This window comes from Mycobacterium sp. 012931 (assembly GCF_000419295.1).
In the GTDB taxonomy this organism is placed as follows: domain Bacteria; phylum Actinomycetota; class Actinomycetes; order Mycobacteriales; family Mycobacteriaceae; genus Mycobacterium; species Mycobacterium marinum.
In genome coordinates, this window is sequence record NZ_AOPX01000001.1 from 1271581 (window position 1) to 1287887 (window position 16307).

Here is a 16307-nt window from a genome sequence, read left to right on the forward strand (position 1 = left end):
ACCCGCGGAACTATTCACTGTCAAGATTGGCTTGTATGCTGGCGGGATGAATCGTCCGGCGTATCACCACGGTGACCTGCGGGCCGTAATCCTGGACGAGGCGGCGCGATTGGTGGCACAGCGGGGCGCGGACCGGGTGTCGATGCGGGAGCTGGCGCGCGACGCCGGCGTGTCACATGCGGCCCCCGCGCACCACTTCACCGATCGGCGAGGCCTGTTCACCGCGCTGGCAACGCAGGGATTTCAACTGCTGGCGGCCGCCCTCGTGGCGGCCCGTGGTCACTTCGCCGATGCTGCCCTGGCCTACGTACGCTTCGCGATCGAGCATCCCGGCCACTACCAGGTCATGTTCAACCGGTCGTTGCATGACGCCGATGACGCCGACCTGGCCGCGGCGCAGGCCGCTGCCGCTGCCGAATTGGCCGCCGGGGTAGCGACCTTGCGTGACCCGGGCGCGCGGTTCGATCCGGAGGGCGCGCAGTTGGCCGCCTGGTCCTTGGTGCACGGCTTCTCGACCTTGTGGCTCAACGACGCACTCGATGCGCAAGTGCGAGCGCTAGACCCGATGGACACCGTATTGCGTATCGCAATGATGCTGTTAAAAAGCTAGCCGGAGCGGCTGCCGGCGTTTTGGGCAGGAATGCCGCCGGGATGAGGGTCGACACCACCAGCACCACGGCAACCCCGAAAACCACCGTGTAGGCGTGGGAGAGATCATGCATCACGTTGTCGGCGAAGTCGGGGGTGAGGGCCTGGGGCGGTAACCCGGAGGGGTCAACCGTGACTCCCCGTGCGGCCGCGTTCTGTTCCAAAGTGGCCACCTTGTTTGCGACCCAGATGTTGTCGCTGCGATTGAACTGGTTGGTCAGTATCGTCGCCATCAATGCGGTGCCGATCGATCCGCCCACTTGCTGGGTCACGCTGATCAGGGTCGAACCACGCGCGATCTCCCGCGGCTTCAGGGTCAGCACCGCTGCTCCGGCGAGCGGCATCAGCGTGCATCCCGTGCCCATGCCCATGATCGCGAGCCCGACCAGCAGCGTGGGTAGGTACTGCGCCCGGGTGGCGACTCCGAAGGTGAACATGGCCAGGCCCACGGCGATCAGGACGATGCCGAGCAGCACGCTCTTTCCTGGCCCGCGCCGGTCCATGAAGGCACTGGCGATGGGCATGGTCAGCATGGCGCCCAGGCCCTGGGGGATCAGATAGAGCCCCGATTGCATCGGCGTCTGGTGCAGCACTTGTTGCAGGTAGATGGGGATCAACAGCGAAGAGCCGAAATACGCCGCGGCGAAGGCCAGCAGCGTCAGATTGGCCTGGGTGACCACGCTGTTGTTGAACAGATGCAGGTCGATGAGCGGGTGATCGGCACGGTGCCACGCATGCCAGGCGAACCCGCCGATCAGTGACAAGCCGGCAATGACCGGTATCAACACGTAGCGATCGGCCACGGTGCCCCGGTCGGGAATCAATGACAGGGCCAACAGAAATGCCGCCAGGCCTGGCGAGAGCAGCAGCACGCCGATGACATCGAAACTTTCCGAGGGCACCGGACGATCCGCCGGAAAGGTAATCGCCGCCAAGGCGAACGCTGCCAGGCCGATGGGCAGGTTCACCAAGAAGATCCAGTGCCAGCCGAAGGAACTGATCAACCAGCCGCCCAGGATGGGGCCACCGATCGGGCCTAGCAACATCGGTATGCCGATGGCTGCCATCAAGCGCCCCAGCCGTTTTGGGCCCGCGGCCCGAGTTAGGATGATGAACCCCAGCGGCATCAACATGCCACCGCCGACACCCTGAAGCACCCGAAAAAAGATGAGCGACAGGATGTTCGGTGCCAGCGCGCACAGCAGCGAACCCAGGGCGAAGGCCAGGACCGAGCCCATCCACAGTCGCTTGGTGCCGAACCTGTCGGCTGCCCAGCCAGCCACCGGGATCACGGTCGCCAGTGCCAGCGTGTAGCCGGTCATGGTCCATGCCACGACAGCCTGGGTGGAGTCGAATTCGATGATGAACGTGCGCTGTGCGACGCCGACGACGGTGGCGTCCAGTACCGACATCAACGAGGCGAGCACGCAAACGCCGGCAATGCGCAGCAGTCCCGCGTCGAGCCGGTCGGGGTAGACGTGTTCGCCGGGGCTGCTTGTCCCCGTGCGGGTATCGGGCGGTGCTACCTCCGCCGGTGTGCAATGCGCCTCGTCCATGGCGGTACTGAGCATATCTAGGCATATCTCGCCATGTCATCGGCGGCGATGCGCCATTGGCCCGCCGGCTTGCCGGTTAACCCGGCCGTAATCGGAATATCCGCACGTCAGGCATGCTAGTTAGACGTTTTAAGTCTGTATGTCCTTCACCGTCTCGAAACCTGCATTCGGCAAACTGCAAGCGTGGCTGGAAAACTGATCGTCTCGGTTTCGGGGATAGGCGAGCGCACCCTGGCCGACGTCGAGTCGTTCTGTGCGCAGATGGACGAGCGCTCGGTGCCGTTGTCGCTGTTGGTCGCGCCGCGGCTCAAGGGGGGCTACCGGCTCGATCGCGATCCGCACACCGTCGACTGGCTGGCCGGGCGTCGCAATGGTGGCGATGCCCTGGTGCTGCACGGGTATGACGAAGCGGCGACCAAGAAGCGCCGGGGCGAGTTCGCGACACTTCATGCCCATGAGGCCAACCTGCGGGTGATGGCCGCCGACCGGGTGCTCGAACATCTCGGGCTACGTACTCGCTTGTTCGCGGCGCCGGGCTGGGTTGTTTCGCCGGGTGTGGTCAAGGCATTGCCGGGCAACGGATTCCGCTTGCTCGCCGATTATCACGGGATTTCGGATCTGGTCCGCAAGACGACTGTGCGGACCCGCGTACTGGGCATCGGGGAGGGTTTCCTCTCCGAACCGTGGTGGTGCCGGATGGTGGTGTTGTCAGCCGACCGAGTCGCTCGGCGGGGCGGTGTCGTGCGCATCGCGGTGTCAGCCCGTCAGCTGCGCAAGCCGGGACCGCGCCAAGCCATGTTGGATGCCATCGATCTGGCGCTGATGTACCGCTGCACGCCGATGGTTTACAACTGGCGCCCAGATGGTGCGGTGCTCGACGCCGCATAGTCGCTCAGGCCCACCGGCAAGCTCTCAACGCCCTGCAATTGATCACCTGTACCGGTGCGCCGCCGACTACGCGCTGGCAGCCGCAGCAGTCCGTGAGCCAACGCGACCCCGATCAAACATGCTCCCCCGCAGCGAGCCCTAGCGGGTTGGGAACCTCGGCGAGCAACAGTCCCGACAACGCGATCACCAACGCGATCACCAACGCGATCACCAACGCGGGAACCATGAGCGTGGTCGCGGCCGTCACTCCCGCGTTGGTGCGCGCCAAGGCATACGCCCACGTGGTGAACGCGATGGCGCTGGGGCCCGCCCCGAGAAACACAAGCCACCAGAGATCGGCGGCGGAGGCCAGGCTCAGTTCCCGGGCCGCTGCCGGCAGAAATGGCAGCGTCACGATGAAGCCCACCAGCGTTCCCCAGAGGGTGGCACTCAGCGCGTCGACGGTCCGCAGTGCCACCTTCTGCAACAGCACCCCAGCGGCGTACAGCACCGCGGCGAGCAACCCCAGACCGACGCCCAGCCAGTCGGTCTGCGACCCGCCCCCGCCGGCGCTGATGAGCACAACGCCGGCGAAAGCGATTGCAATGCCAGTCAACAGCCGCGCCGAGTAGCCCTCGCCGAGAAAGAAACCTGCGAAGACGGCCACCAGAATCGGGGCCAAGTTGACCAGCAGCGCCGTCGTTCCGGCATCGATGTGTTGCTCGGCCCAGCTGATCACGATCGAATAGGCGCCGAACCATGCCACCCCGTAGGCGATCACAAGGGTGAGCGCGGCGGCCGACGGCGGACGCAGACGCCTGGTCGTGGCGTGACCGGCATAGGCGGTGTACGTCGCCGCGATGGTAGCGATCACCGCCATCACCATCACCGCGATGAAGAGCCGGCTCAGCGCCAGGACGCCGGGGGAAAACACGCGCCCGGCCGACCGGACTCCGACAAACGCGAACGCCCACAGCGTGACCGTGACCCCCATGGCCAACGCGGGCATGTTCACGGTGCGTTGCGAGGAGGTCGTCGAGGAGGCCATGGCGGGTATCGTCCCCGGAAAAACACTTCAGCACAATTGAATATTTCTAAACTAATGATTAGCAGTACCGTATAGGCGTTGCGCGTGATCGATCCTCATCGCCTGCGCATCCTGCGCATCCTGCGCATCCTGCGCATCCTGCGCATCCTGCGCATCCTGCGCATCCTGCGCATCCTGCGCATCCTGCGCATCCTGCGCATCCTGCGTGCCGTCGTCGCGGAGGGATCGATCGGTGGTGCTGCCGCCGCGCTGGGGTGCACACCGTCCGCGGTGAGTCAGCACATCGCTGTGCTGCAACGTGAGATCGGACTCACCCTGGTGGAGAAGGTCGGGCGTGGAATCGCCCCCACGGATGCAGGCGCAACCCTCGTGGCGGAGTCGGCGGCGGTCTTCGACGGGCTGTCGCGTCTCGACGGTCTGGTCGCTGATCTTCGACATGGCCGCGCCGGCACCCTGCGGGTGAGCTACTTCGCGTCGGCGGGGGCGGCCTGGATGCCGGCGGTCATCGCGACCATCAGCTCGGAATATCCCGCTGTCCGGCTGGATCTACGGCTGGTCGAACTCGCCGACGCCGACGACGCGGCGCCCGACGTCGAGATCAATGTCGCCGGCATGCCCGGCACCGAGCTATCGAACTACGACACCGCTGCCCTGGTCACCGAGGATTACGTGGTCGTGGTCGGCGCCGGAGACTCTCTCGCTGAACGGGATTCGGTGACCCTGCGTGAGCTCGCAGGCGAACCGTGGATCGACAACGACGTTGCGCGCGGCAACTGCCGGGAGAATCTCCTGCGTGCCTGCACTGCCGCGGGATTCACGCCGTGCTTTCGTGTCGAAACACACGACTACGTGACCGCGGTGCGATTCGTTGCCGCAGGTGTCGGTCTCACCGTGGTACCCAGGCTTGCCCTCATCGACCTACCTGCCGGGGTACGCACCGTCGCCATCTCCGAACCGACGCCGCGGCGCACCATCGTGGTTCGCCGGCACCACCGCGCACGTAACAATGTGATCGCCGACCGCGTACTCGAACTCATCCATCAACAGGCGGTGCGGACGCACGGACCGGCGGTGGGGGCACTGGCCTGATCTGGGCTTGGGTCGCACATCTTGACCCGAAAGACCTTGGGTGAAGTCGAAAATGATATGGCTGCAAGGTGTCTCGAGGTTAGAAGGTGACCGCGCTTTCTTCGGGCAACACCTGAAAGTCGGTATCGGTCATCTCGGCGAGCCGGCCGTAATAAATGCCACGTGCCTCGGTGGCGATGATCCCCTGATGGATGGGTACGGCGCGGGCCGGCGCGACCGATCGCAGGTAGTCGACGGCCTCGGAGATCTTCATCCACGGGGCGGCCGCCGGCGTGGCCAAGACGTCCACCGGTTCGTCCGGGACGAACAGGGCGTTGCCGGGATGCATCAGCCTGGCGCGATGATCGCCGTCGCCGACCAGGTACGAAATATTTTCTATGACTGGGATTTCCGGATGAATCACCGCGTGACGTCCGCCGACGGCCCGGATCGTCAGCTCACCGACCGCCAGTTCGTCGCCGACGTGGACCTCCCGGCATTCGGTGCCAAGTACGGCTGCGGTCTGCGCGTCGGCATACAGGGCGGCATCGGGGTTGGCCGCTAGCAGCGCGGGCAGCCGGCTCACGTCGACGTGATCAGGGTGCTGGTGGGTGATCAGGATCGCCGCCAGGCCAGTGATCCCCTCGAACCCGTGCGCAAAGGTCCCGGGATCAAACAGCACTCGGGTTTGACCGAAATCCGCGAGAAGACAGGAATGCCCAAAATGCGTCAGTTGCATGTCTACGATTGTGCCCTGATGGCAGCCCTGCCGATGCGACTGTTGCTGGCGACAATGCTGGTCGCCGGCAGCTTGGTGATCACGGTAGGGGTGGCCACGCCGGCAGCGGCGGAGCCCGAAACCTGCCCACCGGTCTGCGACCAGATTCCCGGTGCCGCGTGGATCCAGCGACGCGCCGTGCCCATGAACGCGGTCTATCGCTGGCCCGCGCTGGGCGCGGTCGCGACCGCCCTGACAGGACGACACCCCGGTTCCGGTTCGAGGAAATCTGTGCCACACCGGCCTTTCCGGACGACATCCGCAAATCGGCCGTTGCGGGCCGCGCGTCGGTGACTCACCCGGACGGTCAGTGGCAATTGCAGGCCCAAATACTGCACTGGCGGGGCGACACGGCCCGCGGTGGAGCCATCGCCGCGACCGTCTTCGGCGCCGCGGTCACCGCGCTGCGCGCGTGTCAGCTGGGGGCGCCCAAGCAATCCCCGTCGGTGACCGACGACGAACCCACCCGGATGTCCGCGGTGATCAGCGGTCCGGTCATCATGCACACCTACCTGGTTGCGCACCCGGCGAGTAGCACCATCAGCGAGCTCACGCTGTGGACTTCCGGACCGGCGCAGGTGGAATGGTCGGTGATCAACGATTCCACCGTCCTGGACGCCATGGTTGCGCCGCTGTGTGAGGCCTATATCGCCTCGTGCAGCTGAGCTGACCGCGCCGTTCCACCGGGGATCTAGGCGGTCATGCCAAGTGCTTCCACATGCTGTGCACGTGCCGCCGCCAAGGCGGCCGCCCTTGCGGAAACAGAAGCCGCAGGCGACACCAGCTCCACTTCGGGCGCTATCGCCGACGCTATTGCGGAAGGCGCGGCAACAGGTTTAGCGCCCGCAATTTCAGATTCAGCCTCGGCGGGCGGTGCGTACAAGCTCAGCAAAAACGGGAGGTTCGGGCCAATATCGATATTGAACGCGTCCGATAACCCGCGCAAAGTCCCGGACAACGCGCATGCCGTTGCGATGAGCAGCAGCGTTGGGCCGGCCAGGGCCAAGGCCGGTGCCGCCAGGACGCCCACCGCCAAGGCAATTTCGTACAAATCCACCATGAGAAATGTGTGCCAGAACACCAGCAGAATGATCATCGACAAATAGACGATTACATATAAATACACGCCCAAGATGATCGAATAGTACAGAATATTCATGATCAGCCACATGATTAAATCGATGATGTCGATTTTCTGGGCGGTGGCGGGCGTGCTGATTTCGGCCTTGAGTATGAGCGGGGCCGGTGTGGTGTGGGGCATCGAGGCCAGCGTCGTGCCTGAGACCGCCTGATAGGCGCTCATGGTGGTGGCCGCTTGGATCCACATCCGCGCGTAGTCGACTTCGTTGAGCGTGATGGGGATGGTGTTGAGTCCAAAAAAATTGGTCGCGACGAGCGCCGCATGGGTGGTGCGGTTGGCGGTCAACGCCGCCAGTGTCGGCATTGCTGCCAGCGCACTGGCGTAGGCCCCCGCCGCCGCCTCGTGCTCGGCCGCAGTCACCGCGTAGTCGGCGCTGGTCTTGGTCAACCACGTCAGATACGGGACATGGGCATCGACATAACTCTGCGCGCTCGGCCCCTCCCACGCCACGGCCGACTCACCCAGCATGGTGGTGAGTTCCTCTGCGGCCGAGGCGTGTTCCGCGGCCAGCGCCGTCCATGCCGCGGCGGCCTCGTGCAGTGGGCCCGGGCCCGGGCCCGCGCTCGGCAAAGCCGAATGCACTTCCGGCGGCGAGGCCATCCAAACAGACGCCGTCATAAAAGTCCTCCCGAAATCCGACAAGTCGCCGCCACAGTACGGACGCTTGGTGAACAAACGGGGTTAGCTGGTTGCCGGCATCGGGGTGCGGGCGTCGCGTCGGTGAACCGGCGCCGGCGAAGCGACACAACGCAGCGAAACCGTCGGGTGGCTCCGGTGCGATCGCACACCGATCTCGATGGGTATGCCGTCACCGGATCGGCGAACAGCGCGTCTTCGGTCGGTTGTTCTCACGGGCCGGCAGCAGCGGACTCGCGCCCGTGACGCGCCCCGGAGGCCATCGCCGGTAGAGTTGGCGCCGAGCAATCGGAGCTGAGGAGGAATGCCGGTGGCCCGGGTGGTCGTCAATGTGATGCCCAAAGCGGAGATTCTGGACCCGCAGGGCCAGGCAATCGTCGGCGCCCTGGGGCGTCTCGGGCATCCCGGAATCTCGGATGTCCGCCAGGGCAAGAGATTTGAGCTAGAGATCGACGACAGCGTGGACGATGCCACGCTGGCTGAAATCGCGGAATCGCTGTTAGCGAACACGGTGATCGAGGATTGGACGATAAGCCGGGACCCGCAGTGACAGCTCGGATCGGGGTCATCACATTTCCCGGAACGCTCGACGACGTGGACGCCGCCCGCGCGATCCGGCTGGTGGGCGCCGAGGCGGTGAATCTCTGGCATGCCGACGCGGATCTGAAAGGCGTCGAGGCCTTGGTGGTGCCCGGCGGCTTCTCCTACGGCGACTACCTGCGGGCGGGTGCGATCGCCAGGTTTGCCCCGGTGATGGGCGAAGTGGTGAGCGCCGCGCGGCGAGGCATGCCGGTCCTGGGGATATGCAATGGTTTCCAGGTGTTGTGCGAGGCCGGCCTGCTGCCCGGCGCGCTGACCCGCAATGTGGGGCTGCACTTCGTCTGCCGCGACGCATGGCTACGGGTGGCGTCGACGTCGACCGCCTGGACATCGCGTTTCGAACCGGCCGCGGACTTGTTGGTGCCGCTCAAGTCCGGGGAGGGCCGCTATGTGGCCTCAGAACAGGTGCTCGACGAGCTGGAAGCCGAAGACCGGGTGGTGTTCCGCTACCACGACAATGTCAACGGCTCGCTGCGTGACATCGCCGGGATCAGCTCCGCCAATGGCCGGGTGGTCGGGCTCATGCCCCACCCCGAACACGCGATAGAGGCGCTGACCGGCCCCTCCGATGACGGGCTCGGGCTGTTCTATTCGGCGCTAGACGCGGTGCTGGCCGCCTGAGGTCGGCCGGATCAGCCGACGTCGCGCATCAGCGGCGGCGTCTGCGGCAGCTCGGCGACCCGGTTCAACTCGCCAAACAGCTCGATCGATGCGCCGATGGCGCGGTCCACGAATACGGCGAATTCGCTGAAGTCCACCGGACCGGCGATCCATTGGGACTTGTAGGCGGTGACGCCGATGCGCTGTGGGTCAGACGAGTTGTGCACTATCGCGGTGACTCCGCGACGCTGGGTGTTCCAGCGGTCGGCGAACCGCGCCAGCAGCGCACGGTCGCCCGCGGGGAAAAAGCATGCGGGAGCGACCCGAATCGCGAACACTTCCGGATGCGCCGGTGAGATCTCCAGGTGGACGTGCAGCCGCTGGGGATGGGCGTCGGTGACGAAGAAGAACTCGCCGTCGTGCTGGCCGCGGAAATACCGCCTTCCACGGGTGCACAAGTAGCGTTCGATCAGGGTTGCGCACAGTGGCTCGGTCATGAATCCATGCTCCGCGCTGCGGCTATGCAGATCCTTGGAGCCAGGGAAAGCGGATCCAAAGAATCAGTTGAGAATTTCCTGAGTGGCTGCTGCTTGTCGGTTACGAGAGCGGATACAGCCTCGGCAGGTTGACCACGATCGCCTCCTGGGTGCTGCGCGCGATGACCACTTCGGCGGGCATGGTCGGGTCGGGATTTTCTTCCCGGTGCGGCAGATAGGGCGGAACGAAGATGTAGTCGCCGGGTTCGGTGGCGATACGCACCTCTTGCTCGCCGTCGTGAAACACAAACTCCGGGCGTCCGCTTCGCACATAGATTGCGGTTTCGGAGTCGCCGTGGTGATGGTTGGCCGAGACCGTCCGGGGCAGGACATGCGTCTCGCCCATCCAGATCTTCTCCGCGCCCACCGACCTTCCGCTAAGCGCGGCAAACCGGCGCAATCCCTCCGACTGCGCGGTATCGGAACTGATTTCGGAGGCCTTGATGTGGTGTACCTGCGCGCGACGGCGGTCCGGGGCGGCTGTTTTGGCTGGGAAGTCGGGATGGAATCCGTCCGAGGTTGCCATGGCTGCTCCGATTGTTGGGTGAGTGCTAGACAAGGACGAAAAACGAATCGCGGTAGGCCTCGAGAAGTCGCAGCCACAGTTCGCTGATCGTTGGAAAGCATGGTACGGCGTGCCACAGCCGGTCGATGGGCACTTGGCCGGCGATGGCGATGGTGGCCGCGTGCAGCAACTCCGCGGCGCCCGGGCCGACGATGGTGACACCGAGGAGGCAACCTCGGTCGACGTCGACGACCATGCGGGCCCGGCCGGCGTAGCCGTCGGCGAAGAGCTTGGCCCCGGTGACGACATCGCCGATTTCGACGTCGATCGTCTTGATCCGATGACCGGCCCGCGCCGCCTGCTCGGCCGTCAGCCCCACCGCGGCGGCTTCGGGGTCGGTGAAGAAAACCTGTGGCACCGCGTGATGATCGGCGGTGGTCGCATGCGCACCCCACGGTGCGGTGTCCAGCGAGTCTCCGGCGGCGCGGGCACCGATAGCGCTACCGGCGATGCGGGCTTGGTACTTGCCCTGATGGGTGAGCAGTGCGCGGTGATTGACATCGCCTGCCGCATAAAGCCAACCGCCATCGACGGCGTTCACGCGGCAGGTGTCGTCGACATCGAGCCAGTTGCCCGGCGCCAGCCCGACCGTCTGCAGGCCGATGTCGTCGGTGCGTGGTGCGCGGCCGGTAGCGAACAACACCTCGTCGACCTCGAGCCGCGTATCGTCATCGAGTTCGAGGGTAACCGGTGCATCGGGATGCGGCCGGTGCAGCGCGCGCACTGAGATCCCCACGCGCACATCGACGCCCGCGCGGGTGAGACCGCGGCCGACGAAGTCGCCGACAAACGGTTCCATCCGGCTCAGCAATCGGGATCGCGCCAGCAGGGTCACCGACGACCCCAATCCTTGCCAGGCGGTCGCCATTTCGACACCCACACCGCCCGCGCCGACGATCGCGAGCCGGCGGGGCGCCGAACTGGCCTCGGTGGCTTGGCGATTGGTCCACGGCCAGGCCTCGGTGATGCCAGGCAGGTCGGGCAAGGTGGGGCGACTTCCGGTGCAGACGACAACCGCATGCCGCGCCGCGATCATCAGCGTCTGGCCGTCGTGATCGGACACACTGACTCGACGCGGACCCGCCAGCCGCCCATGGCCGCGGATCAGCGTCGCGCCGATACCACTGACCCAGTCGGCCTGGCCGCCGTCATCTCAGTTGCTCACGTACCGGTCCCGGCGATCGAAAACTGCTGCGGCGCTGATTGAGCCGCTGATTGCCTCGCGCGCACCGTCCACCAGGCGGGCATCGGCAACGGCGATCACCGGACGTAGCAGCGCCTTACCCGGTACACATGCCCAGTACGAGCATTCACCGCCGACGAGGTCACGCTCGATCACCGCAACGTGCAGCCCCGCAGCCTGGCAGCGGTCAGCGGCATTCTGCCCGACTGGTCCGGCCCCGGGCACTATCACGTCGAACGAAAGATCGGGTTCGCCGGCCGGTATCCGGGCGCGTTCGTCTTCGGTCACGGCCGCAGATCCTTCCGTCGACTCTCTCTGCGACGCTACGCCCCGCACGCTGGTGCGCTACCGGCGAGTGTGGGCTGAGTTCGTCCTGTTCTTCTCGACGACTCAGCCGCGTTGCTACTGGCCCGCTCCCACCAATGCCCTGGTGCGGTGGGACTCCAGCCGGTACTGATCCCACGCCTGGCGGCCGTAGGACATGCCGGGGTGCCAGCCCGCGGGGTCCATACGACCGGGCCGCGGGCGGCGTCTCGGGCCGAGGCGCTCGCCGCTGGGTGTGACGGTCGGCGGCAAGTCCCATTTCTCCGAAGGTATTTGGTCCGGGCCTAGCACGTCAGCTTCGTACCTCTCGTTGGTGGTGCACGACTGTTTGGCTACCTTCCAGCGTCTTGCTCGATCGGTGGCGAGCCGTAGTGGGTGTGGCGCCCGGCCACGGAGGTTTTCGGGCCGCGCGGTTGTATCCAGTGATAGTCAGTCAGTCGCAGCTGGCGCTGTTCGCCGGCTGCAAGTTGGCTGGGAAACCCCAGGCGACGGCGGTCCCGTGGTCCGCCGTCGGTCCGTCGGCTATCCCGAGTGCGGACTCAGCGCGACCGAGGCTTCGGCGGTGTAGCACAGGAAGGTCAGCGTCTCCTGCAGGTACAACTGCACGGTGTCGGCGTCGTGGCTGGTGTACCCGATCGCGACATCGGTGCCCAACTGCAGGTCGAAGTCCCCGCCGCGAGTGGTCAGCACGAACGCACCGTCGATGGCCGGCGCCCAGATGATGTCACCGTCGACCAGCCGGTTCAGATGCTCACGAATGGGATAGCCGTGCTCGGTGGTCTCGCTGACCTTGGTGTAGACGTCGGCGGCCAGCAGCACCGAGTAGGGTCCGTCGACGCCGGCCAGCCGCAGTTCCGACAGTGCCTGGGTGATGACGTCCGGGATTTCGCGCGGGTCCTCGGGCAGCGTGAGCGGCGGGTTGGAGCTGGAGCTGCGGATGCCCTCGATCGATGCGGCGCCGTAACCCTCGAAGATGGTGCGGTCCTCCACGAACGCCAGCTGCTTGGCGGCCGCCTTGACCGGGTCCCAATCCGAGTCCTGGGAACCGCGTTCGACATCATCGATCTCGTTGCGTGACAAGGTGAATGGGACCCGCAGGCGCACCAGGGGCTTGCTCGCCCGCAGGTGGGCGATGACCCCGTCGGTAGGAGCCTTCACATCGATCAGCCGGCCCGTGCTCACTGCCGCGGTGACCGGACCTCCGGGGTCGCTCACGTCGACCACCCGACGGCCCGCGATGTGGCGCTTGAATGTCCGGGTGGCCTCCAATTCGATTTCGGCCCAAGCGGCTTCGGTGACCGGTGCCAGATCGCGGTAGAGGTTGTTCATTCGGAGGTTCCTTTCAGGCTGCCGATCGAGAGTGAGCCGTCGTCCGCGGTTGGGACGGCCGCCGGTGCCAGCGGCAAGGGCGGTGGATCGTCGAGGAAGTCGATGGTCGGCGAGAAGAACAACCCGCCGGTTGTCGCCGTGGAAAAGTCGAGCACGCGATCGGTATTTCCGGGCGGATCGCCGAGAAACATGTTGCGCAGCAGCCGTTCGGTGACGGTGGGAGTGCGCGAATACCCGATGAAATAGGTGCCGTATTCGCCCTTGCCGACCTCACCGAACGGCATGTTGTGTCGAACGATCTTCAGTTCGACTCCATCCTCGTCGGTGATGACGTTGAGCGCGATGTGCGAGTTAGCCGGCTTGGTGCTCTCGTCGAGTTCGATGTCTTCCAGCTTGGTCCGGCCGATCACCCGCTCCTGCTCGGTGACCGACAGCGAGTCCCATGACCCCATGTCATGCACATATTTCTGCACGTGCACATAGCAGGAGCCGGCAAAGTCGGGATCCTCGTCGCCGACGGTGGTCGCGCCGATCGCGATTGCGCCACCGGGGTTTTCGGTGCCGTCGACGAAGCCCAGCAGATCGCGATTGTCGAAAAAGCGGAAGCCGTGCACCTCGTCGACGACGGTGACCGCTGGGGCCATCGCCTTGTGGATTCGGCCGGCCAGCTCGAAGCACACGTCCATGGTTTCGGCCCGGATGTGCAACAGCAGGTCCCCCGGTGTGGCCGGCGCGTTGTGGCGTGGTCCCGTCAACGGGACGAACGGATGCAGTTCGGCCGGCTTTGGGCCGGAGAACAACCGATCCCACGCGTCGGCGCCGATCGAGGCCACCACCGACAGGTGCTTGGTGGGGTCGCGGAATCCGATGGCCCGCACCAATCCGGATATCTCGGTCAGCGCGTCATGCACGGTCTGCTCGCCGCCGGCGTCGATGGTGGCCACCAAAAAGATTGCGGCTGGCGTCAGGGGCGCGAGGATGGGTTGCGGCTGAACCGAAGGCACCCTGCCGACCCTAGCGTGAATCCCGCAGTCCCCAACAGCCATGATGTTGAGCATGTCCGATGCGCCCACAACTTCAGCCACCGCTCGAGGCCTCGGCGAGTTCATCGACGCGTCGCCCTCCCCGTTTCATCTGTGCGCCACGGTGGCCCGGCGTCTGCTCAATGCCGGGTACACCGAACTGAGTGAGATAGACCGCTGGCCGCAGCAACCGGGCCGCTACTTCACCGTTCGAGCCGGTTCGCTGGTCGCCTGGGACAGCGGCGGCGTCGGGACCGCGCAGGCACCGTTTCGGATTGTCGGGGCGCACTCGGACAGCCCGAACCTGCGGGTCAAACAGCACCCGGATCGGCTGGTCGCCGGCTGGCAGGTGGTGGCGCTCGAACCGTACGGGGGAGCGTGGCTGAACTCCTGGCTGGACCGCGACCTGGGCGTCAGCGGGCGGCTCTCGGTGCGCGCGCCCGGTGTTCGCGGCGGCATCAGTCACCGGCTGGTCCGGATCGATGAGCCGATCCTGCGGGTACCCCAGCTGGCCATCCACCTGGCCGAGGATCGCAAGTCGCTCACGCTGGATCCCCAGCGGCACGTCAACGCGGTATGGGGCGTCGGTGCGCAGCGGGGTTCCTTTCTCGGCTACGTCGCCCAGCGCGCCGGCCTGGCGGAGGGTGATGTGCTGGCGGCCGATCTGATGACCCATGACCTGACCCCGGCCGCGGTCATCGGCGCCAACGCCGACCTGCTCAGCGCGCCGCGGCTGGACAACCAGGCCAGTTGCTACGCGGGACTAGAAGCGCTACTGGCCGCCGAATCGGACCAGGTGCTGCCCGTGCTGGCGATCTTCGACCACGAGGAGGTCGGCTCGACCTCGGACCACGGCGCGCAGTCCAACCTGCTGAACACGGTGCTGGAAAGGATCGTGCTGGCCGGTGGCGGGGTCCGGGAAGACCTGTTGCGGCTGTTACCGGCTTCACTGCTGGCGTCCGCGGACATGGCGCATGCCACTCATCCCAACTACCCCGAGCGCCATGAGCCCAGCCACCAGATCGCGGTCAACGCGGGGCCGGTGCTCAAGGTGCACCCCAATCTGCGCTACGCCACCGAGGGGCGGACAGCCGCGGCCTTTGCGCTGGCCTGTCAGCAGGCCGGTGTGAATCTGCAACGTTACGAGCATCGGGCCGACCTGCCGTGCGGGTCGACGATCGGGCCGATGACCTCGGCCCGCACCGGTATCCCCACCGTGGACGTGGGTGCCGCGCAGCTGGCGATGCACTCCGCGCGCGAGCTGATGGGCGCCGCAGACGTGGCGGCGTATTCGGCAGCGCTACGGGCGTTCTACGCGCCCGAATAGTGGGCGGCAATAGACTCGGTTGGCATGACGCTCAGTGTCGAGATGGTCACCTTCGACTGCAGTGATCCCGCCCGGCTGGCCGGCTGGTGGGCCGAGCACTTCGGCGGGACGGCGCACGAATTGCTGCCCGGCGAGTTCATCGCGGTGACGCGTCCGGCGGGGCCGCGGCTCGGATTTCAGAAGGTGCCCGATCCAACACCCGGAAAAAACCGGGTGCACCTGGACTTTTCGGCCGCCGACGTGGACGGTGAAGTGTCACGGCTGGCGGCCGCCGGAGCGACCGAGGTACAGCGGCACCAATTCGGGGAGAACTTCCGGTGGGTGGTGATGGCCGATCCCGAGGGCAACGTCTTCTGCGTCGTCGGCCAGTAGCGCACCGCCATCGACGGTCAGGCCGCGCGCGAAACGCCGAACAGCTCACGACAGCGGTCAAACCCCTCAACCCGAACCTCGACGTTGCGCTGGCGCAGCCAGTCGTCACGAGTCAACCGGAAGCGCACCTGCTGTGCCGCGGCGCCCTCTCGCGCCACTCGGTCGACGCCGTTTTCCCGGTAGCCCTGACGTCGGGATATCGCGATCGAGGCCGGATTGTCGGCGAACGCTGCCGAGGTAGCGGCCTGGGCTCCAAGCTCACAGAACACGAAATGCAATGCTGCCACCCGCATCTCGGTGCCAAGGCCGTTGCCTTGGTACCGCAGTCCCAGCCAGGATCCGGATTCGACTTCGCCGGCGATCGGGAAGTTGCTGGCGCGCAAGCCCTGCACACCGACGGCCCGACCCTCGACCACGACGGCCAGTGGCAGGGCCCAGTCATCGCGGCTGAATCCCGCCAGCTCCCGCCACAGGAAGGACAAGGTGTTGTACGGCAGCTCCGCCCGAGGGGCTCGGGTCCAGGGGACGGAAAACGGCATCCGGTCCGGCTCGTGCACGCCGTCCAGAATTGTGTCGATCAGCTGGTCGCACAGCTCTTCGGTGGGCAGTCGCAGCTGTAGGCGCGAGGTAGTGATCCGCAGATCGAACAGCGGCCAGTGACGAGACATCGCCCCATTATATTGACCGGGCCGACCGCTGTCAGCCGG

Annotated in this window: 15 protein-coding genes and 3 pseudogenes; 8 read left to right on the forward strand and 10 right to left on the reverse strand. The window is 65.9% G+C overall.

The features are described 5' to 3' along the window. Positions 1-46 precede the first annotated feature (46 nt). Positions 47-610: a TetR/AcrR family transcriptional regulator gene (locus MMSP_RS05660; RefSeq protein ID WP_036426229.1), complete on the forward strand. Its 564-nt coding sequence runs from the start codon at positions 47-49 to the stop codon at positions 608-610. Here the strand turns inward: MMSP_RS05660 and MMSP_RS05665 are convergent. Further along, positions 525-2219, reverse strand: a complete 1695-nt coding sequence (locus tag MMSP_RS05665) for a DHA2 family efflux MFS transporter permease subunit (RefSeq protein ID WP_020785825.1) — start codon at positions 2217-2219, stop codon at positions 525-527. The genes MMSP_RS05660 and MMSP_RS05665 overlap by 86 nt on opposite strands. A gap of 168 nt (positions 2220-2387) precedes the next feature. Here MMSP_RS05665 and MMSP_RS05670 point away from each other — a divergent pair, with 168 nt between their 5' ends. Continuing rightward, positions 2388-3092, forward strand: coding sequence for a DUF2334 domain-containing protein (locus MMSP_RS05670; RefSeq protein WP_012396434.1), 705 nt, complete (start codon positions 2388-2390; stop codon positions 3090-3092). On the opposite strand, the pseudogene MMSP_RS05675 reads toward MMSP_RS05670, so the two are convergent. Continuing rightward, positions 3050-4119 (reverse strand): annotated as a pseudogene (locus MMSP_RS05675) (DMT family transporter). The gene MMSP_RS05670 and the pseudogene MMSP_RS05675 overlap by 43 nt on opposite strands. 144 nt (positions 4120-4263) lie before the next feature. On the opposite strand from MMSP_RS05675, the gene MMSP_RS05680 reads away from it, so the two are divergent. Further along, positions 4264-5208: a LysR family transcriptional regulator gene (locus MMSP_RS05680; protein WP_188069354.1), complete on the forward strand. Its 945-nt coding sequence runs from the start codon at positions 4264-4266 to the stop codon at positions 5206-5208. Between the two features lie 79 nt (positions 5209-5287). Here MMSP_RS05680 and MMSP_RS05685 read toward each other — a convergent pair whose 3' ends face one another. Then, positions 5288-5926, reverse strand: a complete 639-nt coding sequence (locus tag MMSP_RS05685; protein ID WP_015357294.1) for an MBL fold metallo-hydrolase — start codon at positions 5924-5926, stop codon at positions 5288-5290. On the opposite strand from MMSP_RS05685, the pseudogene MMSP_RS05690 reads away from it, so the two are divergent. Next, a pseudogene (locus MMSP_RS05690) lies at positions 5903-6630 on the forward strand (ATPase). The gene MMSP_RS05685 and the pseudogene MMSP_RS05690 overlap by 24 nt on opposite strands. 26 nt (positions 6631-6656) lie before the next feature. Here MMSP_RS05690 and MMSP_RS05695 read toward each other — a convergent pair. Beyond that, positions 6657-7724, reverse strand: a complete 1068-nt coding sequence (locus MMSP_RS05695) for a PPE family protein (protein WP_020785830.1) — start codon at positions 7722-7724, stop codon at positions 6657-6659. A gap of 328 nt (positions 7725-8052) precedes the next feature. Here MMSP_RS05695 and purS point away from each other — a divergent pair, with 328 nt between their 5' ends. Beyond that, positions 8053-8292 carry a phosphoribosylformylglycinamidine synthase subunit PurS gene (gene purS / locus MMSP_RS05700; protein ID WP_015357291.1) on the forward strand — a complete coding sequence of 80 codons (240 nt, stop codon included), beginning with the start codon at positions 8053-8055 and terminating at the stop codon, positions 8290-8292. Then, positions 8289-8963 carry a phosphoribosylformylglycinamidine synthase subunit PurQ gene (gene purQ, locus MMSP_RS05705; protein WP_015357290.1) on the forward strand — a complete coding sequence of 225 codons (675 nt, stop codon included), beginning with the start codon at positions 8289-8291 and terminating at the stop codon, positions 8961-8963. The genes purS and purQ overlap by 4 nt, the downstream gene beginning before the upstream one ends. Positions 8964-8974: 11 nt before the next feature. Here the strand turns inward: purQ and MMSP_RS05710 are convergent, their stop codons facing one another. The 5 genes and pseudogenes from MMSP_RS05710 to MMSP_RS05730 all read right to left on the reverse strand — a co-directional run bounded on the left by MMSP_RS05710 (position 8975) and on the right by MMSP_RS05730 (position 13883). Continuing rightward, positions 8975-9439, reverse strand: a complete 465-nt coding sequence (locus MMSP_RS05710; RefSeq protein WP_020785832.1) for a hypothetical protein — start codon at positions 9437-9439, stop codon at positions 8975-8977. A 100-nt stretch (positions 9440-9539) separates the two neighbouring features. Next, the gene (locus MMSP_RS05715) at positions 9540-10004 is read right to left on the reverse strand and encodes a cupin domain-containing protein (protein WP_020785833.1); all 465 of its coding nucleotides are present in this window, start codon (positions 10002-10004) and stop codon (positions 9540-9542) included. A gap of 25 nt (positions 10005-10029) precedes the next feature. Further along, positions 10030-11514: pseudogene (locus tag MMSP_RS05720) on the reverse strand (NAD(P)/FAD-dependent oxidoreductase). A 558-nt stretch (positions 11515-12072) separates the two neighbouring features. Further along, positions 12073-12879, reverse strand: coding sequence for a family 1 encapsulin nanocompartment shell protein (locus tag MMSP_RS05725; RefSeq protein ID WP_012396423.1), 807 nt, complete (start codon positions 12877-12879; stop codon positions 12073-12075). Next, positions 12876-13883, reverse strand: a complete 1008-nt coding sequence (locus MMSP_RS05730; protein WP_036426231.1) for a Dyp-type peroxidase — start codon at positions 13881-13883, stop codon at positions 12876-12878. Before MMSP_RS05730 ends, MMSP_RS05725 begins: the two co-directional genes overlap by 4 nt. 52 nt (positions 13884-13935) lie before the next feature. On the opposite strand from MMSP_RS05730, the gene MMSP_RS05735 reads away from it, so the two are divergent. Next, positions 13936-15228 carry a M18 family aminopeptidase gene (locus tag MMSP_RS05735; protein ID WP_020785837.1) on the forward strand — a complete coding sequence of 431 codons (1293 nt, stop codon included), beginning with the start codon at positions 13936-13938 and terminating at the stop codon, positions 15226-15228. 24 nt (positions 15229-15252) lie between these two features. Further along, entirely contained in the window at positions 15253-15600 is a 348-nt protein-coding gene (locus tag MMSP_RS05740; protein ID WP_012396420.1) for a VOC family protein, read from the forward strand. A gap of 17 nt (positions 15601-15617) precedes the next feature. Here MMSP_RS05740 and MMSP_RS05745 read toward each other — a convergent pair whose 3' ends face one another. Beyond that, positions 15618-16268, reverse strand: coding sequence for a GNAT family N-acetyltransferase (locus MMSP_RS05745; protein WP_020785838.1), 651 nt, complete (start codon positions 16266-16268; stop codon positions 15618-15620). Positions 16269-16307: the final 39 nt, after the last annotated feature.